This is a genomic window from Marivirga tractuosa, assembly GCF_042140215.1.
Lineage (GTDB): Bacteria > Bacteroidota > Bacteroidia > Cytophagales > Cyclobacteriaceae > Marivirga > Marivirga tractuosa_A.
Window position 1 is genome coordinate 1,348,143 of record NZ_CP159478.1, and the last position, 22,978, is coordinate 1,371,120.

Here is a 22,978-nt window from a genome sequence, read left to right on the forward strand (position 1 = left end):
AATTGCCTGACTGGAAATAAGAAGTGAACTATAGACATTTTTTTATTTAAGTGAATAGTAATAATAAAATAGTGTGAACGGGGACTTTTGTCAATTGAAAAAGCCGGAGGCTATTTATTGTCAACTTCCTAATTAATAATTGAAGACAGATACCTTATCGATCAGATAACTTGTAAACCTGATAATCTGCTAACTTGGCAACCTAGAATCCATTCCTTTTTAGTAAATTCAGGCGCAATTAAAAAATAGATATATAAATATGATACGGAAACGATTTATGCAGCTGTTTAGCTTGCTTTTATTGATGTGGTGCTTCTCAGTTTCAGCACAAGAAAAACAAACTTTTAATAGTTTTCAAGAAGCTATGGCTGGCTTGAGGCCTCTTGGAGGAAATTCAGGCCCAAGTAATGTAAACTGGATTAATGATGGACAAGCTTATTCATTTACCGAAACGGGAGAAAATGGAGCTCAAATAATAAAATCTTTCAATCCTAAAACACAGGAAGAAAAACTAATCTTTTCAACTGAGGGTTTAAAAGTGCCGGAAACAGAAGATGCTTTTCAATATGTGTCATTCCAATGGTCAGATGATTCCAAATATTTATTATTCCAAACTAATTTCCGACCAGTTTGGAGGAGATCAGGTATTTCAGATTATTACTATTATTCTATAGAAGACAAGACCTTAGATTTAGTAGCAAAAGATGCTCAAACTGCTGAATTATCTCCAAACGGAAAAAAGGTTGGTTATGAAAGAGGGGGTAACCTTTTTGTCTTTGATTTGGCGAATAAACAAGAAACACAATTAACAGATGATGCGGAAGATGGATTCTACAACGGTCGTTTTGGCTGGGCTTATGAAGAAGAATTTGGTCTGGCTCAAGCTTGGGAATGGTCTCATGACAGTGAATATATTGCTTTCTGGCAGTCAGATGAAAGAGAAGTGCCGATTTTCCAAATGACGGATTATCAAGGCACTCATAAAGAATGGGTAGAATTACCTTATCCACAAGTAGGGGACACAAATCCTACCGTGAAAATAGGGGTAATCAATATTTCAAAGCAATCAAAAGAATGGATGCAAGTGCCTTTGGAAGAAGGCTATATCCCTAGAATTTACTGGACGGCAGAAAAGGAAAAATTGGCTGTAATGCATCTTAATAGAGCGCAGACTCATATGAAATTATTTATGGCAGATGTAACTACTGGCAATGCGAATATGATTTTGGAAGAAAAATCAGATGCTTGGATTGATGTATTTGATTTCTTTGCGGGGATTATGCATTATGCCTTTTTCCCTAAAGATGCCAAGGAGTTCTTCTGGATTTCCGATAAAGATGGTTATGCGCATTTATATCGATATAGTTATGAAGGTAAATTGCAAAATCAGGTAACAACAGGAAATTGGGAAGTCGTTTTTGTTCATGCTGTGGATAGTAAAAAGAAGAAAATTTATTACAGTTCAACAGAAGATTCTCCATTGGAAAGACAATTATATGTGGTGAATTTTAACGGTAGAGGTAAAAAGAAAATTACTGAAATGGAAGGGCGTCACAACATTGATATGGCGCCAGAAGCAACCTATTTTATCGACCGTTATTCGAATATAAATACTCCAACAAAAATAGAACTAAAAGAGGCTTCAGGTAAGACAGTGAAAATGTTGGAGGAGAATAAAGAAGTGGGCGAAGCTTTAAAGAATGTAGCTTTCGTTATGCCTGAACTTTCAAGCTTTGAAAATGGTGAGGGAGATAAAATTGATTTTTCCATTTATAAACCAGTAGGATTCGATGCATCTCAAAAATATCCAATGGTAGTGGATGTTTATGGAGGTCCAGGAGCTCAATCTGTCTATAATCAATGGAGTGTAAGTGCATGGCATCAATATTTACTACATAATGGATATGTAGTGATTCAGGTAAATAATAGAGGAGGAGGAGCTTACGGCCGAGAGTTTGAAAAAGTGGTTTACAAAAATCTAGGCCATGCAGAAGCTCAGGATTTTGCTGATGCTGTGAACTTTATGGTGAATCAGGGATACGTAGATGCCAATAAAGTGGCTATTAGAGGACATAGTTATGGCGGTTATATGAGTAGCTTTTCTATTTTGAATCATCCTGATGTTTTTAAAGTAGCTTTAGTGGGAGCACCAGTAACGGATTGGAGATTATATGATAGTATTTATGCTGAGCGCTACATGGGGTTAGAAGAAGATAATGAAGATGGCTATATCAATTCTTCTCCAACGACTTATGCTAAAAATTTAACTGGCCATATGTTTATTGCACACAGTACAATGGACGAAAATGTTCATGTTCAAAACACTTTTCAATTAGTGAAAGGGCTAATTGATAATGGGAAAGATCACGACTTAAAGATTTTCCCTCCGGGTGCTCATGGAGTAGCCTATAATTATCCCAGTTATTTATTATTGATGAATAACTACATCAATTATTTGGATAAGTATTTGAAATAAACGATAAATATTAAACCTGCCAGGTATCACGGATTCTATTCTGCATAGGATCATAAGCTAATACGAACTATTTAACAAAACCTGGCAGGTTTACATCAGCATTCCCCCTTCTTTTAAGCATTTTAACCTAAAAACTTCGGGGATCATGATAAGTCTTCATTAAAACCTGACAGTTTTATCACATCTTTTATAAATCATTTAAAAAATTATTTTTGAAAAGTCCCAACTATATTCAAGAATATAGTGTCAGATATAAGCGTGCAAAAGAATATTTGCCTAATTTAGTCGTTATGCATAATAAATAATTGCAACAATATTTTAAGAATGCGGTTTAAATACCTATTTTCACAACTATTAAACAAAATTAAAACTACTATGAAGAAGAAAAATCTATTTTTAAAATCAACTAGCAGCTTATTAGCGATGCTATTTGTAGTAATGTCGGCTTTTATGTTTACGGCATGTGATGAGGAAACGGATGATCCAGATCCTGAACCAGAGCCTGAAAATTCAATATTGGAAATTGTTTCAGGAAGTGAAACACACACTCAATTGGAAGCTTTTGTAACAGCGGACACTGAATTAGCAGCTGCTTTAGGTGGAGATGACTTAACATTATTTGCTCCAAATGACGCAGCTTTCGACAGATTAAGAACTATTTTAGACGTGGAAAGCTTAGATCAAGTAAATCCTGCTGTAATAGGTGCTGTGTTAAGGTATCATGCAGTAGCGTCTGTTGAGCTGAGAGAATCTTTTACAGAAGACACGGAATTAACTTCCTTACAAGGGGAAAATATTACCTTTAATGCTGATGTAAATATTTTCAATGGGGGAACAGATACTGACGTTGAATTTATTGGTGATGAAATCTTAGCTACTAATGGTGTTGTTCATGTAGTAGAAACTATTTTAATTCCACCTTCAATTTTCGCTACCATTGGTGCAAACCTTGGGAAAGTTTCCCAAACAGTTTTATTAGGTGCTGATTTTAGTACTTTAGCCGCTGCAATTCAAAAAGCTGATGAAGGTTATGCAGCATCAACAGAAGGAGTAGATCTTTTAAGTGATATTTTGGCTGGTAATGCAGGTTCAGATCAAATCACAGTCTTCGCACCTGTAAACCAAGTGTTTGAAGCAGGCAGTATCACATTGGATACATACACTGCTCAGCAATGGTATGGATTAATTGCTAATCACGTTTTAGGGTCTAAGAAATTATCAAGTGATTTAGTAGAAGGTCAAGGAAATGTTACCTTGGCTGGAGGAGCAATTACTTTACTACCTTCTGGTGGTTTAGATTCAAACGGTGTCTCTGGAGCCGAAGCGACTTTTGCAGTTGATCCTGAAACAGGTGAAGAGATTGTTAATATTGAATCTGACAATGGTGTCGTACATGCTATTGCAGGTATATTAGCTCCTGCTTCTTCTGGAAGATACGCTGTGGATGCAAAGTATAACTTTAAATAGTTTAGCCATATCACATAGTTAAAATTAAAAAGGTCATCATTCGATGGCCTTTTTTTATGCTCTATTTTCTGTAGCTACTATCACATGTTTAATTCCTTTATCTACTATATAACTAGGTTTTATTTTTCCAGCCGACACCCCTGAAGTCCCCTCAAAGGGACAGTCTCACAGATTTACATAAGTAGAAAATCATAAGCTTTATCACTATTTTCTATTAGGTAAAAGTCCTGTTATCTCTTTTGAGGTTCAGTTCTCAGCCAAAGGCTGACCAACCTCTGGTTGGAAAGACTGCGAGGACTTGATAGAGTATACTAATATAGTTGTAGGTTTTGGAGTGAAAATATTCCAAAATTGAAGATAAATTGAAGATAAAGAGTTGCCCAATATGTCAATTAATAAATGTTAATTTTCCCTTTAATAGTAATAATCCAAATATCCATACATGTTACACACTAGAAGGTCTGAGGTAAGCAATGCTTTTAATCTAAAAGAGTTCTTATTAGAAAATATAAATCACAGAGAGAATTCTTGTTTTGTTTAACTGTAGCACAAAAAAAAGGTGACCAAAATATTGATCACCTTTTGAAAACTAGATTCTATTATAGTCTCCTAATTCATTAACTGGTCAAATGTTATAGAAACATAGTAGATTCCACCAATTCTTGGAGCACCAAAACTTTGTACATAATACTGATTAAATAAATTTGAACCCCCTACCTTTAACATCATTTTAGAAGGTAGTTTGTAAGAAACCTGAGCATCTGCTGTCCCAAATGCTGGAATGATACCATCTCCAAAAGAAGATTCCCAGAAGAACTCTGATTGCCATCTGTAAACAATATTAAAGCCTAATTTATCGGTTAATTTTCTATTGCCGAATTTCACATTGAATTTGTGTTCTGGAGTATTAAATCCAAAAACAAAATCATCGCTGGCATCTTGTGTATTAAGTTTATTGAAGTTATAGTTTACACCCACTGTGTATTTCTTTGGTAAACTATAATTCAATTCTCCTGCAAAACCGAATGCACTAATTTGTTCATCTGCATTAGTGTAAACTTGGAAAGTGTTATCTGCAGTACCATTTAATAAGGTCAAAGGATTAGGAGTACCATCAGAATTCAAACCTGCTCTTCTCATTCTTTGCTGTACAATGAAATTGTTATAGTTATTGTAGTAACCTACAAAATCCATCATTAATTTATTATCGATTACACTTTTATAGCCTAATTCAAATGATTGAACTTGTTCTGGAGCTACAGGACTAAAATCTTCAATTGCTCTCAATTGTTGAGCTGCATTGGGTATGAAGTTGGCATCCGCTCTTTCCTGAGGAGTGGCGGCAAAAACATCTGCAGCAAAAGCATTTACTGATTCAATGGTGTAGATATTTGGGTTAGTTCCAATTCCATATTCTTCTAAATTGCCTGGTAATCCACCTAATAATCTACTGGAAATGATATCCAGGTTGATGTATTGTCCCTGTGTAGTAGGGTTTCTGAACCCTGTTTGGAATGAGCCTCGGATATTGTGAGTTTTATTGAAAGTTAAAACACCAGATAATCTTGGGCTAAATACAGCATCAAAGTTTTCGTTTTTATCTGCTCTAATTGACCCAATTAATTTTAATTTATCTTCCAGAACTTTCTTGGATGCTTGAACAAAACCACCAATTTCATTAATTGTAATTGGATTTTCCGGACTATCTGGGAAGATTGTACCATTTGATCTTAAATCATATTGTCTGAAACTTGCGCCTGCTAATATATCTACAAATTCAATTTTATCGCTAAAATCATACTGTGCTTCCGCGTGATACATTCTGGTTTGATCATTAAACCTTGGACCCGATGGTACTGTACCCTCTGATGCCTCTTGCAAAATTCTTTGTCCTTCTTCTGAATCAAAATCTACATCGAAAAATGCTTCTGTAGTTGTTCTAGCATAATTAAATGCATTTCTTTGAATTTCTGGAGTCACATCTGCTACTGAGTTGTTTTGAGGGTCTATTCCTTGCTGCGATAAAGAGGCTAAATAGTTGTACGCATAAGTTCCTAACCAACCGGATACATCTTGGGTGAAAACGCCTACAGGGCTATTGGCCACACTTAAATCTAAAACTCTTTTAGCATAAAATTCAGTAATATAAGAATCACCTGAATTTTCCAAAGTTGCATAACCTCTTACAAACCAGTTGGTTCCTTCAAATTGCAATCTATGTTGTTGTATTCCAAAATTTTTCAAGCTGTATCGCTGAGCTCCTGTGTATATACTAGTACCGTAACCTGCATTCCAAAGATAGCTTGCTTCAATATTATCGGTTAATCTATAGTAAAGTCCAACATTTGCTTTATAGTTTTCAGCTCCATAATCAATTAATTGATGCTCTTGATAAGGAGTAGCAGATACTAATTGGTTTGGTAAGAAACCATTCTGTACAAATTGATTAGCAGGAACCCCTTTCATTATAAGATTATCTCTTTGGATTTGAGAGTTGTTGCTTAATTGCCCCGCTAAAGTACCCCAAGCATCAGAAAGCGATAAGATGGCTAGATTAACAGCTGCTTCATCTCCCATTAAGTTGGGTGCGTCTTTTCCTGGATTAAAATCTAGGTTATCAGGCTGTAAACCTGCGTTCCTATCAGCATCGTAATTGGTAGCATACCAATCTTCAGCTCTCATATAACTGGCATTCACTTTAAAGGCAAAGCGATCGTTAAACAATGATTTTGCATATCTTACTGATGCTTCATACATAGGTTGTGGCGTACTAGGAGCACCTGCTTCAGTGTCAGCTCCTACATGATTTACACCTGACTTGGCAAAAAAGCTAAAACCTTGGTACTCAAAAGCAGATTTACTGGTTACTCGCATTATACCGTTGAATGCATTAGGTCCATAAAGTGCAGATTGTGCACCTGGAATGAATTCCACACTCTCTACATCCAATTCAGATGGGCCGTTTAAGTTTCCAATTGGAAAGTTTAGAGCTGGTGCTTGTGTATCCATTCCGTCCGTTAACTGAACAAAACGTGTATTTCCTGTGGAGTTAAAACCTCTAGCGTTTACAATCTGAAAGTTGATACTGCTTTGGGTTACGTCCACACCTTTCAAATAGCCAATTGATTTATAATAATTATCGGCTGGCGTCTGCTGAATAGATAATACATCCATTTTTTCTATGGAAACGGGAGATTGTAATATGCTTTCTTCCACTCTTGAGGCAGAAACGACCACCTCTTGCCCCATCAGGGTTTCTTCTTTCATAGAAATTTTAATATTCGTACTTCCTCCAGTTTGTCTTTCTGGATTGTCAGCGTTTCCACCAATGGTATATTCCTGTGTTTGATATCCCACCATACTAAATTGCAAGGTGATAGGTGTAGGGAGATTTACACTAAATTCAAAGTTACCATCAAAATCAGTAGTAGTTCCCAATACTTTTCCTTTCACTACTACATTTACGCCAATAAGGGGCGTTTTGGAGTCGTCATCTATGACTGTCCCTGAAATTTTTGTGCTTTGTGCATTACTTTGCCATGCTATTCCTAACGTGAAGCAGAAGAGTAAGATAGTTTTTTTGAGTAAATTCATTTCCATAGAGTATAGTTTTAAAAATCTTGTATCAATTTAATCAAAAAATGTAGTTGATTAAGCTGTACAACCGACAATTTTAAATAATTTAATACAATTTATCTCAATAAATTAAAATTATCTTTTGGATTACCCTTATTTATTGATGAATGGGCTAAATATTCCTACAAAGTATTGATTACTTTCATCTATTGCACTAATTTGCCTCTTGTATGAATATCACCAATCCAAATGCTTTTTGGCTTCTATTTTTTATTTTAATCCCTATACTGATTCATCTTTTTCAGTTTAGGCGATACAAGAGTCTGAAGTTTAGCAATCTTTATTTTTTGAGTGCAGTAAATGAGGAAGAAAAGAGAAGTAGAAAGCTTAAACACCTACTAATTTTACTCAGCAGGATATTGCTGATCACATTTTTGGTTCTAAGTATTGCTAAACCTTTTTGGGAAAGTGATGCAATGCAATCAGAAGTAAATTTGATTGTGCTTGATAAAACGCCATCAAACTTAAGTTTTGCTGAAGGGAAAGCCAATCCTATTATTGAGGAAAATATGGGTTTTATTAACCAACTTTATGAAAAGTACCCTCAGGAATTGAAAGTAGTAGATCAATCAAATCAAGCATTTGAGCCTTACAGTGATGTAAATGTAGAAGAAAGCAAAAGTAATTTTAATTTGAGTAAAATTTTAGAGGAAAATGAGGAAGCTGAAAAAATATTGATTTTAAGCGATTTTCAAAAGCCTGTAATAGATGAGAATTTGGAATCTTTTCAAGACTCTACCATTGCATATGTTTTTATGCCCCCGTATTTGGAATCTACCAATAATGTAATGCTTGATTCTATTTGGGTTGCGCAAAATAGTAGTAAGGGTGGAGGAAATGCTGATCTCAAAATCAAAATTAGTTCTATAGGAAAAACAAATGAAATTGATATCGCTTTGCATAACAACGGACAATTGGTAGGGACTCAGCAAGTAGAGCTAGAAACTAATTCAAACGCAGTATTGGATTTTCCTATAGAGCGCTTTTCCAATAACAGTTCTAGAAATTTTGAAATCTCTTTAGAGGGAGATGAAATTGAGTTCGATAATGAATTTCACTTTACGGTTTTGAATCAGGATAAGCTAAAGGTACTCTCATTATCCACTAAGGAGAATAATAAATTGGTTAATACTGTTTTTGAAAATGAGGAGTTATTTGATTTTCAGTCTGAGTCGTTAAATAATTTTTCCTTTCAGGATTTAGATGAGTTTGATTTAGTATTGCTCCACTTAGGAGACCAATTGAATAGCTTTGCATCTTCCGCTTTAAAAACTTATGCTTCTAGCGGCAATAGTTTAGTGGTAATACCAGAAAGTAATTTTAATCAATTTGCATTTCTTCAGGATTTAGGCTTTTCTGAAGCAAGTCTTATAAATCAAAGGAATGAAAACTCAATCAGTTTAAAAACGCCAGATGTTCAAAATCCTTTTTTTAGTAATATTTTTAGTTCAGTGGATGAGAAACTGACAATGCCTGAATCTAAATTGTTTATGAAATGGGAAAGTGGGCAAAATATCCTTTCCTTTATTAATTCATATCCCTTTTTAGGGTTGAGTGGAAGAGAGGATAATGTTTATGCTTTTTCAAGTCCATTGAATGAGGAGTTTACAAATTTTCCACAACACGGAATATTTCTTCCAGTTTTATATAAAATCGCCTTTTCAGGAAAAAAGGAAAATCAAGTGCAATATTATTATTTGGATGATGAAATTATTGAAATCAATATTCCTGATTTGGCTTCTGGTGATATTTTTAAATTAAAGCAAGCGGATCAGGAGCTGGTTCCTGACCAAAGAATTAGCGGAAACCAATTAAGGTTAATTTTACCCCAAGAAGATATTAAGAGTGGGTTTTACGATATAATTAATTCTAAAACAGGGAATTTTGTAGCTAAATTGGCATTGAATTATCCTAAATCAGAAAGTGAAAGTAGCTATTATACTCGCTCTGAATTGCAGGAATTATTCCAAAATCAAAAAAATGTTGCAATATTAGATGGATACGATTTTTCGTCTATAGATGATTACATAGGTGAAACCAAAAAAGGTTTTCCTTTGTGGAAATACTTCTTAGTATTAGCTTTGCTGAGTTTATTAGCTGAAGTTTTAATCATCCGCTTTTTTAAATAAATATGCGTACCTATATAAAAGCTGTTAAAATCATTAATCCTGCTTCCGAATGGCATAATCAATCTATTGATTTGCTTATTGAGAATGGGGAAATTGCAGACATTAATCCAGCAGGAAATGTTAAAGCGGATCATGTAATTGATTCAAATCAATTGTATGCATCACCTTCCTGGTTGGATATGCGTGTTTTTTCTGGAGAGCCTGGAGAAGAATATAGAGAAGATTTTGAGAGTTTGGCCAGTGTTTTAGAGAGTGGTGGATTTGGAGCTGCATTATTAATGCCCAATACAAACCCTACTATTCAAAATAAAGCAGATATCAAAACGGTCATTTCCAATAATAAATCTCAGGTAAGCCAATTTTTGCCAGCAGCTGCTATCACGATTAATTGTGATGGAGAAAATTTGAATGAGATGTTGGATGTATATCATGCAGGTGCGAAAGCATTTACAGATGGTGCTCAGCCACTTTGGAATAGTGATATTTTAGTAAAGTCTCTACAGTATTTACAAAAATTTGATGGCTTGCTTATCAACTTTCCGCAAGACCACAAATTGGCATTATTTGGCCAAATGAATGAAGGAAAAGTGAGTACAGGCTTAGGTATGAAAGGTATTCCACATCTTGCAGAAGAAATAGTGATTCAAAGAGATCTTGAACTCCTGCAATATGCTGGAGGTAAATTGCATTTCAGCTGTATCAGTAGTGCTAAAAGTGTGCAAATGATCAGGGATGCTAAAGCTAAAGGGCTTAAGGTGACTTGTGATGTTAATATTCATCACCTTATCTTGGATGATGAAAATCTAGAGACATTCGATACTAACTATAAAGTTTTACCACCTTTAAGGACTCAAAAGGATATAGAAGCCTTAATTAAAGGGGTGAATGATGGGACAATTGATGTTATAGTTTCAGCTCATCAGCCTTATGACCAAGATCATAAAAAAATGGAATTTGACTTGGCGGAATTCGGGATAATGGGTGCACAAATTATGTTACCGCTCTACCATAAATTTCTATCCGATAAAATTGAGTTAGATACCTTCATTGCCTGTATTGAAAGTAATCCGAAACAGATTTTAAAATTTACTCAAAATAAAATAGAGAAAGGTGCTGAGGCTGATTTAACTTTATTTTCTTTAGCAGAAGAATGGAAGTATGATTCATCATCTAATAATTCGAATAGTGATAATTCCCCTTTTATGAATACTGAATTTGCCGCTAAGGTTTTAGCAGTATTCAACAACAATCAACAATATCTAGATTCAAAATACATTCATTCTTAAATATGAGTTTACTAGTCAAAAGCCCTTTACGATTTAGCTTACTTGCCATAATTTTTGTGGTGCTAATGTTTTTCATCCTTATATTTTTAGAGAAGAACCCTGTTATTTATTCAAGTAATATAATTTTCATTGGCCCGCTGATGAGTATTTTCTTATTCTTTAGTATCAAAGTTTTCCGTGATACCAATCCAGATGGGTTAAGATTTTGGCAAGGATTTTCAATAGGGCTTTTATATACTCTTTTCTTTACTGTTTTCTATTCAGTTATCCTTTGGATGGATGGTAGTGTTTTTGAAACTTCTCATTTTGATGAGTATAGGGAAATGATTACCGAAAAAATTGTTGCGGGTAAAGAAATGCTTGTTGACCAAATGGGTGAGGATGGATATCAAGAGTATTTGAAATCTGGAGAATCATCAAATGCAAGAATTATAGGAAGTTTAGCCTTCAATAATATCATTATAGGCATTTTAGTAACACCATTGGTTTCATTATTTATGCGTACTAGCGAACCTAAGCGATTATGAAGTATAATTTAAGCATAGTGATACCAGTCTTCAATGAGGAGGAATCGATCCCTGAGTTGATTGCATGGATAGAAAAGGTAATGACAGCACACCCAATGCTGACTTATGAAGTGCTGATGATTGATGATGGAAGCTCAGATGAATCATGGGAAATTATTCAAGGACTAGCTAAAAACAAGCTTCAGGTAAAAGGAGTCAAATTTGCAAGAAACTACGGTAAATCAGCAGCTCTTCATACTGGTTTTCGTTCTGCTGAAGGAGATGTTGTGATAACAATGGATGCTGATATGCAAGACAGTCCTGATGAAATTCCAGCTTTGTACGATATGGTGATGAAAGAAGGCTATGATATCGTTTCAGGTTGGAAAAAGAAAAGGCATGATCCTATAAGTAAGACTATTCCTTCTAAATTTTTCAATTTTGTCACTCGAAAAATCTCTGGAATTAAATTGCATGATTTTAATTGTGGTTTGAAAGCTTATCGTCATAAGGTAGTCAAGAATATAGAGGTTTATGGTGAGATGCATCGCTACATTCCTGTAATTGCAAAATGGAATGGCTTCCGAAAAATAGGGGAGAAAGTGGTGCAACACAGAGCTAGGAAATATGGGGAGACTAAATATGGTTTAGAAAGGTTCCTTTATGGCTTTTTAGATCTATTGTCTATTACTTTCGTTTCAAAGTTCAAGAAAAGTCCAATGCATTTTTTTGGTGCTATGGGTACGCTTTCTTTTATTTTCGGTTTTTTTGTAACCATTTATATTATTGGGAAGAAGTTTTATGAAATGCATTATAGCTTGCCTGTCAGAGAAATTACAGATCAACCGCTTTTCTTTTTGGCTTTAGTGGCATTGATAGTTGGAGTTCAATTATTCTTAGCTGGTTTTATTGGGGAAATGATTACCATGAACTCCCCTAGAAAGCTTGATTACATAGTGGATGAAGAAATTGGAATTGGATGAGGTTTTATTCAGTTATTATTCCCATTTATAACCGTCCTGATGAACTGAAGGAATTATTAGAGAGCCTTACGCAACAATCATTTGAAAATTTTGAAGTTTTAGTGGTTGAAGATGGTTCAAGCCTGAAATGTGAGGATATCTGTACATCCTTTTCATCTCAATTAGACATTAAATATTTTTATAAGGAAAATTCAGGTCAGGGTTTTAGCCGTAATTTTGGTTTTCGGAAGGCTAAAGGAGACTATTTCATCGTTTTTGATTCTGATTGTATTGTTCCCTCCGATTATTTTCAAATTGTTGATGATTTTTTAAATAAGACTCAGCTCGATGCATTTGGTGGTCCTGATGCCGCACTTGATAGCTTTACTATAGTACAAAAAGCTATAAGTTATTCTATGACCTCTTTTTTCACGACAGGAGGAATAAGAGGAGGAAAAAAGCAATTGGAAAAATTTCGTCCTAGAAGTTTTAATATGGGAATTTCAAGAGAAGTATTTGAAAACACTGGCGGCTACAATATCACCCGAATGGGAGAGGATATAGAATTTAGCATTCGAATAGAAAAAGCAGGCTTTAAAACAGGATTAATTCCTAATGCGAAGGTATTTCACAAAAGGAGAACAAAATTAGGCCAATTCTATAAGCAACTTTTTTTCTTTGGAAGGGGAAGGATTAATATATTCCGTTTTTATAAAAGTGAATTAAAAATTGTTCATTTATTACCACTATTTTTTGTCCTAGCATTGTTTTTTTGGCTGTCAACTGCTTTATGGAATTGGCAACTATTTCAATTGGGCGGAGTCCTGCTTGCACTTTATTACATTTTGATAGGGATTGATGCTTTTATGAAAACCCATAATTTTTTAGTAGCCTGTCTAAGCTTGGTTACTTCTTTTATCCAGCTTTTTGCTTATGGTATGGGATTTATAAAAGAGAGTTTTGCTTATATTGGGCAGCCAAAGCCAACTGGTTTGAAATAATTTTTTTCTTACTCCCTAATATGAACTATATTAGGTTTTCAAATTGTTTAGATGGGTAACAATATTAATCTTGAAAAAGTGGTGAATCATTGGATAGATACATCTAATGAAGATTTTGATACAATGATGAAATTGTATGATTCTAAATCATACCATTGGTCACTATTTCTAGGTCATATTTCTACAGAAAAGTTATTGAAGGCACTTTATGTAAAAAGAAATCGAAAACATGCTCCATTTACTCATAATTTATATAGACTAGCAGAGAAAATTAATTTAGATATGGATCATGAAATGGAAGATTGGCTTGATCAAATCACAGTATTTAATTTGAATGCAAGGTATGATGATTATAAAAGAGAATTTTATAATCTGTGTACTGAAAATTATTGTAAAGAATGGATAGAGAAAATAGAAATAATAAGGAACTGGATATTCAAGATGCTTTGAAAATAGCGAAAGATTATCGAAACGTAGTATCTGGTTTACCTCACTTTAGTGAACTTTGGTTGTTTGGTTCTTTTGTAAAAGGTAATTTTCATAAAGATAGTGACTTAGATATTGCTGTAATATTTGATGAATATAAAAGCAAAATGGATATTCAATTAGAACTCATGCGCTTAAGAAGAAATATTGATAGTAGAATTGAACCTCACCCATTTAGAAAAAATGAGTTTAATTCTCATAATCCGCTAATAGATGAGATTAAGGAATATGGTCAAGTCATTGCTTAAAATATATCATTTCCCCACCCTATAAATAATTTCTCCCTTAGGTAGAGCATATTTTTTAACCCTGTATTCTGGTAATTCATTAATGTAGTTTTCTTCGGTCACTTTGAATCCTGCTTTCCTAAGTCTTTCAGGGTAATCTTTTCCATAAAGTCTCACATGGTCATCCTGCCCAAAGATTCTTTCTCTTTCCTTTGGGTCGGTTATACTATCATCTTCAAAGGTTTTATCAGGTATAGGTTCAAAAAATGGAATTTGCAATATGCCCCAACCACCTGGTTTCAATACTCTATAGAGTTCACTCATGGCTTTAATGTCATCTTCTACATGTTCCATCACATGATTACAAAAAACAACGTCAAAGGTGTTTGCTGGAAAAGGAATATCATGAATATCCATTTTCACTTTTGCCAAAGGAGATTCTAAGTCTGCAGTAATGTAGTCATCGCCATGAAGTTTCTCAAAATGATCCATGAAACATTGCTCGGGAGCAACATGCAATACTTTTAGCTTTTCATTGAAAAAATTGGTCTTTTCCTTTAGATATAACCAAATTAAGCGATGTCTTTCCAGTGATAATGTATCAGGGCAAAGTGCATTTTCCCTAGGATTTACCCTGCCATAGGGTAAGAATTTTCTATAGCCCTTTCCATTTATTGGGCAATAAACATTATCCCCTCTAAAAAATAGACCAACAATTTTTAAGCTAATGCCACTAATCCTCTGGATGTATTTCCGAGGGACATTTCTTAATAAAAAACTTATAATTTTCTTCATGAGCTCATCTTGGACTGCAAAGGTAATAAAATGCTTGAATCTTCTAAGACACTGTTTATGAATGAATATCCATATAAGATGTTTGAAACTTTTAGATGGTGCATTGAGAAAATAAAGTTCATCATACTTATGAGTACTGATTCTTCATAAAAATGATTCTACTAAAACTATTTTTCAATTTAATCATCATACTATTAATAACACTTGGTGTAACAGTAAGGAAAAAACTATTTACTTAGTAGGCTTGATTAATTGATAAATGGTTGTAATAATTCTATTAATTATCAATAATTTTACAAATATATCGTTTAAGGTCTTTCTTTGAATAACAGCTCCTATGAATAAAAAATTAATTATAGCATTGTCTGCATTAGTGATTATCGTAATCGCTTTCTTCACCTTTAGGGGGAGTGGTACTACGGAAAGTATAGAGATTATGACGGAAGCCCAAATGGGGGAATTCGTAATAGCCATAACCACCACAGGTGAATTAGAAGCTAAGAATGCAATTAAAATTACAGGACCCTCAGGTTTACGAGCTGCAAGATTATGGAATGTTAAGATTGATAAATTAGTAGATGAGGGAACAGTTGTTCAAAAAGGTGATTTTGTAGCTAGCCTAGATGCATCTGAACTTTCAGATAGATTGCGAGAGGTTGAAAATGAATACCAACAAAGTCTTTCCCAATACACTCAAACAAAATTAGATACTGCCTTAACCCTTAGAGAAGCAAGAGATGAATTAATCAATTTAGAGTTTGGTGTAGAAGAAAAGAAATTAGTATTGGAACAATCCCAGTTTGAGCCCCCTGCAACAATCAAGCAAGCCGAAATTGATTTGAGTAAAGCCGAAAGGGCTTTTAAACAAGCAAAAGAAAATTATTTATTAAAAAGAGATAAAGCTGTAGCGCAAATGCAGGAAGCAGCTGCTGAACTATCCGAAGATCGGGATGAGCGAGATTTTTTGGTTGAACTAAGAAAGAAATTTAGAATTATGGCTCCTGAAGATGGGATGGTAATTTACGTTAGGGAGTATGATGGTTCAAAGAAATCTGAGGGAGCTTCAATAGGTGCCTGGGATCCAACGGTGGCTACTCTACCAGATTTATCCACCATGATTTCGACCACTTTTGTAAATGAGGTTGATATTCGTAAAATTTCAAAAGGGCAACATGTTAATATAGGGCTAGATGCATTCCCTGAAAAGAAATTAACAGGCGAAGTTATTTACGTAGCAAATGTAGGGGAACAAAGACCCAATTCAGATGCTAAGGTGTTTGAAGTTAAAGTAGAAATTAACGAAAGTGATACTACCTTAAGACCAGCTATGAGTACTGCAAATGAAATTATTACCGATGTAGAACCAAAAGCAGTTTTTGTTCCTTTGGAGTCTGTTTTTAACCAAGGCGATTCAATTTCATATGTCTACAAAAAATCAGGTTTGGAAACCATCAAACAAGAAGTGATTTTGGGCAAAGCAAATGCAAATGAAGTTATTGTGCAGGAGGGTGTGGATGCAGGTGAGAAAATTTATTTAATAGCCCCTTCAGATTTAGAAGAAAAAGATGTTACGCTTTTAAAATCATCGCAGCTTTAGATGAAAGAAAAAATCATTGCAAATCTTAATATTGCTTTTGAAGCAGTAGTAGCCAATAGAACCCGTTCTTTCTTGACTGCTTTGGGGATAATATTTGGTGTAGCTGCCGTAATTGCTATGTTGGCTATAGGAAATGGAGCTCAGCAAGAAATCCTCAATCAAATAAAATTGGTAGGTGTAAATAATATAGTTATTGAGCCAGTAGTAGAGCAGAAAGAGGAGAACCTTCAGCAACAAAGTAACGGCAAAAAAGAAAAGAAGAAATTTAGTCCTGGTTTAACTTTGGCTGATGCTCAAAGCATTAAAGATATCATTCCCGGCATTGAAGCAGTAAGTCCTGAAATCATTTTGGAAACCTATGTGATTCGAAATGGAATAAGACGTTCTGCAAAATTAGTAGGAGTAGATCCTGCTTATTTCAACCTGTCAGCCTTTGAACTCAATGAGGGTCAAATGTTTATTGATGAACAATTAAAAATTGGCAGTAGAGTATGTATAATTGGTAAATCAGTAAAAGCCAGATTTTTTCCAAACACCAATCCTGTGGGAAAAATGATCAAGGTAGGGCCTCATTGGTTAGAAGTAATAGGTGTCTTAAAAGAAAGAATTTACAGCCAGAAAAGTTTAGATAATTTAGGGCTGAGAGATTTTAATATGGATATTTATACACCAGTGCAGACCGTTTTGGTTAATTACAGAAACAGGGCGGCACTTACTCAAGCTCAGTTAAAAAAAGCTAATTCCAGAAATGATGATGAAAATGGAAATAATCAGAACCAAGGAAGCAATAATTACCACCAAATAGATAAGCTAACTGTACAGGTTTCAGAATCAGATAACTTAAATGCAACGGCAGAAATCATTTCCAGAATGTTGAAAAGAAGACATTACGATAAAGTAGATTTCGAAGTTACTATCCCAGAATTACTATTGAAGCAACAACAGAAAACAAAGAACATATTTAATATCGTGCTGGGTGCCATAGCAGGGATTTCGCTTTTAGTAGGGGGGATAGGCATAATGAACATAATGCTAGCCTCAGTGATGGAAAGGATAAAAGAAATTGGTCTTAGATTATCTCTAGGAGCTAAGAAATCAGATGTAGTTTTACAATTTTTACTTGAGGCTGTGATGATCAGTATAAGTGGTGGAATTATAGGGGTGATTTTAGGAATTATATTCGCCTATCTAGTGGCTTCATTTGCAGAAATTCCCACTATTGTAAGTGGTATTTCGATTGTGATTTCATTTGGCGTTGCAGCTACAGTGGGACTAATTTTTGGTATAGCACCAGCAAGAAAAGCAGCAAATCAGGATCCGATAACTTCTTTAAGATATGAATAGAAAGTATATTTTTAATGCAGTGATAATCATAAGCTCTTTATTTTTGAGTTTAAATTTGTATTCACAGCAAACTTATACCTTGCAGGATGTAATTCAGATTGCTAAAACTCAATCCCCTGCTTATAAACGAGCTGAAACCATAAAGGAAAACAGATACTGGCAATACAGGGTTTATAAATCCAATTTTGTTCCGCAATTGAGCTTAAGTGGGACTTTACCTAATTTTAATCGCTCAGTTACACCTGTAACGCAAGAAGATGGTTCCACGCAATATCGTTCGGTTTTCAATAGTAATTCTGATGTATCCTTAAACTTAGAACAACAAATTGGGCTGACAGGAGGAACTGTTTTTTTAAATTCAACAGTTAATCGTTTCGATGATTTTGAAAGGAATGATTTCAGATATGGTGGAGATCCTTTATCTATTGGGTTTATTCAACCATTATTCAGATTTAATGAATTAAAATGGGATAGGGAGATAGAGCCTCTTCGTTATGAAGAATCGAAGAGAGAATTCGTGGAAGAGTTTGAACAAATTTCTAAGGATGTAGCCACTCGCTTTTTTGATTTGCTCAGTGCTCAGGTTAGTCTAGAAATAGCTCAAAAAAACTTAGGTAATAATGATACCATTTATAAGATTGCCCAAGGGAGATATGAACTTGGTAAAATACCTGAAAATGAACTGCTTCAGTTAGAATTAAGTTTGATGAATTCAAGACAATCAGTTGCACAAGCCAACTTAGATTTAGAGACAACTCAGCTGGCATTAAAAGCATTTTTAGGGTTGAAAAATGATGATGAATTAAACCTAATTGTCCCTCAAGATATTCCTGAATTTTTAATAGATCCAGATTTAGCATTGCAAGAAGCTTTAAACAACAGACAGGAAGCCATTGGTTTTAAAAGAAGATTGTTGGAGGCAGATAAAGAAGTCGATAGAGCTCAGGGAGAAACTGGGTTAAATATGGATTTATTTGGAAGTTTTGGATTAACAAATCAGGCAACTCAGCTTCCTGCCATTTATCAAACGCCTGAAAATCAACAAAGAGTTCAATTAGGATTTACCATCCCTATAGTTGATTGGGGAAGGCAAAAGTCTAGAGTAAGAACCGCAGAAGCAAACTATCAATTAGTTCAATACACAGTAGAACAAGAAAAAGTGAATTTTGAGCAAGAGGTATATACTCAGGTAAGAACTTTAGAGATGCTTAGAGATCAAGTAGCGATTACGCAAAAAGCAGATGATATTTCTCAAAGAAGATATAATATTGCCAAAAATCGTTATTTGATCGGTAAAATAAGCATAACGGACTTATCAATTGCACTAACTGAAAAGGATCAAGCCAAAAGAGATTACATCAACTCTTTAGGAAATTTTTGGCAGGCATATTTTAATTTAAGGCAGCTTACACTTTATGATTTCGAAGAAAACAGGCGTTTAATTGAATAATTATAGGTTTTTAGCTTTTTTATTTAATTAATTTCTGATAATTGTAGTATGAGAGTACTGACTACAGCGGCTTTTTTATTATTCATTTTATTTTCTTTACCATTAATAGGTCAGGTTGATTATAATAATAAAGCGACTGAGAAAATTAAAAAACAGCCCGAACTGGAGCCTGAGCGTAATCAAAAACAAAGAAATTTATTAAGTATTTATATCAAAGACACTAAAAATGTCCTTTATGGAAACCCTTGCATGGATAAGATAAGTGAGCGTTTTGGATATGAGTATGTAGTAATGCCCAAAAATGCATCTAAGTTTCATTCAGGCTTTAATAGAAGCATGCATAATTTCTTTGTTAAAACAGTCCTCTTTTTTAGAAACCCCTTCTGGAAAATCATATCCAATAAAAAAGCGAAAGAATGCAGGCAAAAGACAGGAGATTATGCTGGTTAATAAAACGAAATAATATTCTGATTTTTAATCCTTTTACCATTGATCTAATTTATTTTAAGTTTTAAACAATTAAAAAAGAATGCTTTTTGCTTAAATATGTTTTGATTTGTTTTTAAGTAGTTTCAAATTTTTATAAATTGAAAAAGGAAACAACTCATTGTGAATCATGGATTTAAGTAAAAATGCTATAGTAGATTTGTTAAATCATACTATCAAAGAAAGAAGGGATATAAGCTGGAAGATGGGCGTAGGATATCATAATGGAGTAGATATTTCTATTTACGAAATACTGATATATGAAATTAAAAACAACAAAACTATTGGGCGTTTCGCTTTTAACGGTGATTCTGGAAAATTAATTAACCAAAGGATAATTGGGTATCGTCAAAAAATGGCTGACAATATAGTAGATGCCTTGCTGGATATAAATAATTATTTAACAAAAAAAATAATGGCTTGATATCTCATAATCCGTTGCTTTTGATGATTTTAACTCCTTGAGATTTTAATTCCTGTTTTTGTTGCTCAAAATCATCCGAATCTAAAGGACGTGTGGCATCTTCTATCAAATGGACATTAAATCCTTCTTTTAAAGCATCCTTTAAAGTAAAATAAACACATATATCTGCTGCTAATCCACAAAAGTAAAGATCATTCGCCTTTTTTTCTTTTAAATAACCACTTAAACCAGTGCTTTTTTCATGTCCATTGTCATAGAAACCACTATAGCTATCAATATTAGGATTCATACCTTTTCTAAAAATAGCTTCTATAGTGTTGGTTTTTAAATCAGCATGGAAATTAGCTCCCCCTGATCCTTGCACGCAGTGATCAGGCCACAATGTTTGCTTCATTCCCTTCCATTCAATAACATCGAATGGGTCTTTACCTTTGTGACTTGAAGCAAAACTACTATGACCCTCTGGATGCCAGTCTTGCGTAGCCACCACAAGATCGAATTTCTGCGAAAAGGAATTTATGATGGGTATTATCTGATCGCCATCTTTTATTTCTAAGGCTCCACCTGGCATAAAATCATACTGTGGATCTACAATAATCAAGGTTTTCATATGTATTATATTACTTCTAGTATTTCCAATGAAATCTTCGATAAAAAATTTATCTTCGAAGGGTACAAAATTTGAATTTAAATTTTCAATCTTGATTTCATAATGTTTTCTTTTTTTCTTCTGAGATAAAAGTATTCCTCAAATTCATTAAGTTTTTACTTAACCCAATTTTGTAAATATGTGGATTATCAAACCTTTTATATTCAATCGGTAATTCTGCCAACCTTTCTTTACTGTATTTTTGAATCTCTTTCAATGACTTCTTTTTAAAAAGACGTTTCCCGTCCTTCATAACCACTTTAAGTAATGGCTCCTGCTGGCAATCTGAAAATTTCAGAGATTTATCCGCCTCAAAAGGATGATGCATTTCATGCACTGAGTTTTCGTCTTCAAGAGTTACCACATCTGCACCTATCAATTGTTGCTGGTCATCCCTTAATCTGAAGACTTGTTTTTTACCTGGCAAAGTTATTTTGGCCTTGTTTTCCGACAATTTAATCCTTGCTTTTCCCTTTGTGTAGGCTAATTTATAAACTCCATCTAAGGCTGCATCGGGTTTTCCAGTAACCAAGCTAGTTCCAACACCCATTACATCTATAGGGGCACCTTGTTCTAACAAACTTTTAACAACATACTCATCTAATTGATTGGAGGCTGCAATTTTTACATAATCTAACCCTTCCTGATCAAGCATTTTTCGACTTTTTTTAGCTAAGTAAGCTAAATCGCCACTATCTAGTCGAATTCCTTTTAATTGATGACCATTAGCTTCCATTTCCTTTGCAACTTTAATGGCATTTGGAATGCCACTTTTTAAAGTGTCGTAAGTATCAACCAATAATACACAATCATTAGGGCGTGATTTGGCAAACGTTCGAAATGCAGTTAATTCATCTTCGTGACTCTGAATAAATGAATGGGCCATAGTGCCCGAAACAGGGATATCAAAATCTCTTCCTGCCATAACATGACTACTTGCATCAAACCCACCTATAATGGCTGCTCTGCTTGCATGGTAGCTACCTAAACCCTGAGCTCTACGCATACCAAAATCTATCAAAGTTTGATTTGGAGCGGCAAGTCTTATTCGTGAAGCTTTAGTAGCAATTAATGATTGAAAGTTGAGAATATTCAATAATAATGTTTCTATGATTTGAGCCTCAATTATGTTGCCTTCTATTCGAACCACAGGTCTTGCAGGAAATACAATATCCCCTTCTAATACACTATATACTTTCCCTGAAAATTTAAATTCTTTTAGATATTGTAAAAACTTTATATCGAATCCTTGAGCTTTTAAAAAATTAATATCCTTTTTAGAAAAGCTTAATCCCTCAAGTATGTCAATTAAATTTTCTAGACCAGCAAAAATAGTGTAACCACCATCAAAAGGTGATTTTCTGAAAAAGTAGTCAAAAATAGCTTCTTGTTCAGTTCCATTATTATGGAAATATACTTGAGCCATTGTGAGTTGATACTGGTCTGTATAAGTTCCTGAAATTATATCCATATAAATTCTCCAGAGTTATTTAATTCCCCTTAACTTATTCTCATAGTACTCATAATCTTTATTTGAAAAGAGAACAAAGCGAATCTTTTTGATGGAGTGAGCTTTTTTAATGAAATCTTGAACTGTGGATAAAACAATTTCAGTAGCATCTTCAAACGGATAGCCAAATGCTCCTGTCGAAATTGCAGGAAAAGCAATAGATTCAATATTATGGTTTTCGGCTAATGTTAAAGCATTTTCATAACAATTGCTCAGTAATTTTACTTCAGGCTTGTTAAATCCATAAATAGGGCCTAATACGTGTATAATATGTTGATTGGGTAGTTCATATGCACCAGTAATTACAGCTTCGCCCGTTTTGATTGGGGCTAATGCTCTACATTCTTCGGCTAAGCCTTTTCCTGCGGCAGTATGAATTGCACCTGCGACACCACTTCCGATTTGTAATTCTGCATTTGCGGCATTAACAATTGCTGAAATATTTTCTTGCTTTGTAATATCGCCTTTTACAGCTTCCAGTTTCACATTACTATTGCTCATATTCCTATTCCTCTTTATAGGTATATCGAACAATAGGCAAATATGT

Annotated in this window: 19 protein-coding genes; 14 read left to right on the plus strand and 5 right to left on the minus strand. The window is 34.2% G+C overall.

The features are described 5' to 3' along the window. The first annotated feature begins 259 nt into the window (after positions 1-259). Positions 260-2,476, plus strand: a complete 2,217-nt coding sequence (locus ABWH96_RS06135) for a S9 family peptidase (RefSeq protein ID WP_375580606.1) — start codon at positions 260-262, stop codon at positions 2,474-2,476. A 375-nt stretch (positions 2,477-2,851) separates the two neighbouring features. Next, complete coding sequence (locus ABWH96_RS06140; RefSeq protein ID WP_375580607.1) at positions 2,852-3,943, plus strand: fasciclin domain-containing protein; 1,092 nt, start codon at positions 2,852-2,854, stop codon at positions 3,941-3,943. Between the two features lie 609 nt (positions 3,944-4,552). On the opposite strand, the gene ABWH96_RS06145 is transcribed toward ABWH96_RS06140, so the two are convergent. Continuing rightward, a complete protein-coding gene (locus ABWH96_RS06145) occupies positions 4,553-7,537 on the minus strand; it encodes a TonB-dependent receptor (protein ID WP_375580608.1) in 2,985 nt (994 codons plus the stop codon). A gap of 212 nt (positions 7,538-7,749) precedes the next feature. Between ABWH96_RS06145 and ABWH96_RS06150 the strand changes: the two genes are divergently transcribed. The 7 genes from ABWH96_RS06150 to ABWH96_RS06180 are packed head-to-tail and all read left to right on the plus strand — an operon-like array spanning position 7,750 to position 14,197. Continuing rightward, a complete protein-coding gene (locus tag ABWH96_RS06150) occupies positions 7,750-9,708 on the plus strand; it encodes a BatA domain-containing protein (protein WP_375580609.1) in 1,959 nt (652 codons plus the stop codon). 2 nt (positions 9,709-9,710) lie between these two features. Next, positions 9,711-10,994, plus strand: a complete 1,284-nt coding sequence (locus tag ABWH96_RS06155; RefSeq protein WP_375580610.1) for a dihydroorotase family protein — start codon at positions 9,711-9,713, stop codon at positions 10,992-10,994. A gap of 2 nt (positions 10,995-10,996) precedes the next feature. Further along, positions 10,997-11,521 (plus strand): DUF4199 domain-containing protein, encoded by a 525-nt coding sequence (locus ABWH96_RS06160; RefSeq protein WP_375580611.1) that lies wholly within the window; start codon positions 10,997-10,999, stop codon positions 11,519-11,521. Next, a complete protein-coding gene (locus tag ABWH96_RS06165) occupies positions 11,518-12,483 on the plus strand; it encodes a glycosyltransferase family 2 protein (RefSeq protein ID WP_375580612.1) in 966 nt (321 codons plus the stop codon). Before ABWH96_RS06160 ends, ABWH96_RS06165 begins: the two co-directional genes overlap by 4 nt. Further along, entirely contained in the window at positions 12,480-13,463 is a 984-nt protein-coding gene (locus ABWH96_RS06170) for a glycosyltransferase (RefSeq protein WP_375580613.1), read from the plus strand. Before ABWH96_RS06165 ends, ABWH96_RS06170 begins: the two co-directional genes overlap by 4 nt. Positions 13,464-13,514: 51 nt before the next feature. Continuing rightward, positions 13,515-13,913: a HEPN domain-containing protein gene (locus ABWH96_RS06175; RefSeq protein WP_375580614.1), complete on the plus strand. Its 399-nt coding sequence runs from the start codon at positions 13,515-13,517 to the stop codon at positions 13,911-13,913. Next, entirely contained in the window at positions 13,862-14,197 is a 336-nt protein-coding gene (locus tag ABWH96_RS06180; protein WP_375580615.1) for a nucleotidyltransferase domain-containing protein, read from the plus strand. Before ABWH96_RS06175 ends, ABWH96_RS06180 begins: the two co-directional genes overlap by 52 nt. 6 nt (positions 14,198-14,203) lie before the next feature. On the opposite strand, the gene ABWH96_RS06185 is transcribed toward ABWH96_RS06180, so the two are convergent. Then, on the minus strand, positions 14,204-14,971 hold the full coding sequence (locus ABWH96_RS06185) for a class I SAM-dependent methyltransferase (protein ID WP_375580616.1): 768 nt from the start codon (positions 14,969-14,971) through the stop codon (positions 14,204-14,206). 337 nt (positions 14,972-15,308) lie between these two features. On the opposite strand from ABWH96_RS06185, the gene ABWH96_RS06190 reads away from it, so the two are divergent. The 5 genes from ABWH96_RS06190 (at position 15,309) to ABWH96_RS06210 (ending at position 20,272) form a co-directional block, all read left to right on the plus strand. Next, positions 15,309-16,568 carry an efflux RND transporter periplasmic adaptor subunit gene (locus tag ABWH96_RS06190; protein WP_375580617.1) on the plus strand — a complete coding sequence of 420 codons (1,260 nt, stop codon included), beginning with the start codon at positions 15,309-15,311 and terminating at the stop codon, positions 16,566-16,568. Then, a complete protein-coding gene (locus ABWH96_RS06195; protein WP_375580618.1) occupies positions 16,569-17,912 on the plus strand; it encodes an ABC transporter permease in 1,344 nt (447 codons plus the stop codon). Continuing rightward, complete coding sequence (locus tag ABWH96_RS06200) at positions 17,905-19,362, plus strand: TolC family protein (RefSeq protein ID WP_375580619.1); 1,458 nt, start codon at positions 17,905-17,907, stop codon at positions 19,360-19,362. Before ABWH96_RS06195 ends, ABWH96_RS06200 begins: the two co-directional genes overlap by 8 nt. A gap of 48 nt (positions 19,363-19,410) precedes the next feature. Beyond that, the gene (locus ABWH96_RS06205; protein WP_375580620.1) at positions 19,411-19,812 is read left to right on the plus strand and encodes a hypothetical protein; all 402 of its coding nucleotides are present in this window, start codon (positions 19,411-19,413) and stop codon (positions 19,810-19,812) included. Between the two features lie 166 nt (positions 19,813-19,978). After that, complete coding sequence (locus ABWH96_RS06210; RefSeq protein WP_375580621.1) at positions 19,979-20,272, plus strand: hypothetical protein; 294 nt, start codon at positions 19,979-19,981, stop codon at positions 20,270-20,272. Between the two features lie 4 nt (positions 20,273-20,276). Here ABWH96_RS06210 and pncA read toward each other — a convergent pair whose 3' ends face one another. From pncA to ABWH96_RS06225, 3 genes are all read right to left on the minus strand, one after another. Beyond that, positions 20,277-20,882 (minus strand): bifunctional nicotinamidase/pyrazinamidase, encoded by a 606-nt coding sequence (pncA, locus tag ABWH96_RS06215; protein WP_375580622.1) that lies wholly within the window; start codon positions 20,880-20,882, stop codon positions 20,277-20,279. Positions 20,883-20,979: 97 nt separating this feature from the next. Next, entirely contained in the window at positions 20,980-22,392 is a 1,413-nt protein-coding gene (locus ABWH96_RS06220; RefSeq protein ID WP_375580623.1) for a nicotinate phosphoribosyltransferase, read from the minus strand. 15 nt (positions 22,393-22,407) lie between these two features. Further along, a complete protein-coding gene (locus tag ABWH96_RS06225; protein ID WP_375580624.1) occupies positions 22,408-22,932 on the minus strand; it encodes a macro domain-containing protein in 525 nt (174 codons plus the stop codon). Positions 22,933-22,978 lie beyond the last annotated feature (46 nt).

Coding starts and splice junctions, on each gene's coding strand:
- ABWH96_RS06185 (WP_375580616.1), bottom strand. CDS start 14,971: ATGAAGAAAATTATAAGTTTTTTATTAAGAAATGTCCCTCGGAAATAC.
- ABWH96_RS06150 (WP_375580609.1), top strand. CDS start 7,750: ATGAATATCACCAATCCAAATGCTTTTTGGCTTCTATTTTTTATTTTA.
- ABWH96_RS06195 (WP_375580618.1), top strand. CDS start 16,569: ATGAAAGAAAAAATCATTGCAAATCTTAATATTGCTTTTGAAGCAGTA.
- ABWH96_RS06165 (WP_375580612.1), top strand. CDS start 11,518: ATGAAGTATAATTTAAGCATAGTGATACCAGTCTTCAATGAGGAGGAA.
- ABWH96_RS06220 (WP_375580623.1), bottom strand. CDS start 22,392: ATGGATATAATTTCAGGAACTTATACAGACCAGTATCAACTCACAATG.
- ABWH96_RS06200 (WP_375580619.1), top strand. CDS start 17,905: ATGAATAGAAAGTATATTTTTAATGCAGTGATAATCATAAGCTCTTTA.
- ABWH96_RS06180 (WP_375580615.1), top strand. CDS start 13,862: ATGGATAGAGAAAATAGAAATAATAAGGAACTGGATATTCAAGATGCT.
- ABWH96_RS06145 (WP_375580608.1), bottom strand. CDS start 7,537: ATGAATTTACTCAAAAAAACTATCTTACTCTTCTGCTTCACGTTAGGA.
- ABWH96_RS06225 (WP_375580624.1), bottom strand. CDS start 22,932: ATGAGCAATAGTAATGTGAAACTGGAAGCTGTAAAAGGCGATATTACA.
- ABWH96_RS06160 (WP_375580611.1), top strand. CDS start 10,997: ATGAGTTTACTAGTCAAAAGCCCTTTACGATTTAGCTTACTTGCCATA.
- ABWH96_RS06135 (WP_375580606.1), top strand. CDS start 260: ATGATACGGAAACGATTTATGCAGCTGTTTAGCTTGCTTTTATTGATG.
- ABWH96_RS06155 (WP_375580610.1), top strand. CDS start 9,711: ATGCGTACCTATATAAAAGCTGTTAAAATCATTAATCCTGCTTCCGAA.
- ABWH96_RS06210 (WP_375580621.1), top strand. CDS start 19,979: ATGGATTTAAGTAAAAATGCTATAGTAGATTTGTTAAATCATACTATC.
- ABWH96_RS06175 (WP_375580614.1), top strand. CDS start 13,515: ATGGGTAACAATATTAATCTTGAAAAAGTGGTGAATCATTGGATAGAT.
- ABWH96_RS06205 (WP_375580620.1), top strand. CDS start 19,411: ATGAGAGTACTGACTACAGCGGCTTTTTTATTATTCATTTTATTTTCT.
- ABWH96_RS06170 (WP_375580613.1), top strand. CDS start 12,480: ATGAGGTTTTATTCAGTTATTATTCCCATTTATAACCGTCCTGATGAA.
- ABWH96_RS06190 (WP_375580617.1), top strand. CDS start 15,309: ATGAATAAAAAATTAATTATAGCATTGTCTGCATTAGTGATTATCGTA.
- ABWH96_RS06140 (WP_375580607.1), top strand. CDS start 2,852: ATGAAGAAGAAAAATCTATTTTTAAAATCAACTAGCAGCTTATTAGCG.
- pncA (WP_375580622.1), bottom strand. CDS start 20,882: ATGAAAACCTTGATTATTGTAGATCCACAGTATGATTTTATGCCAGGT.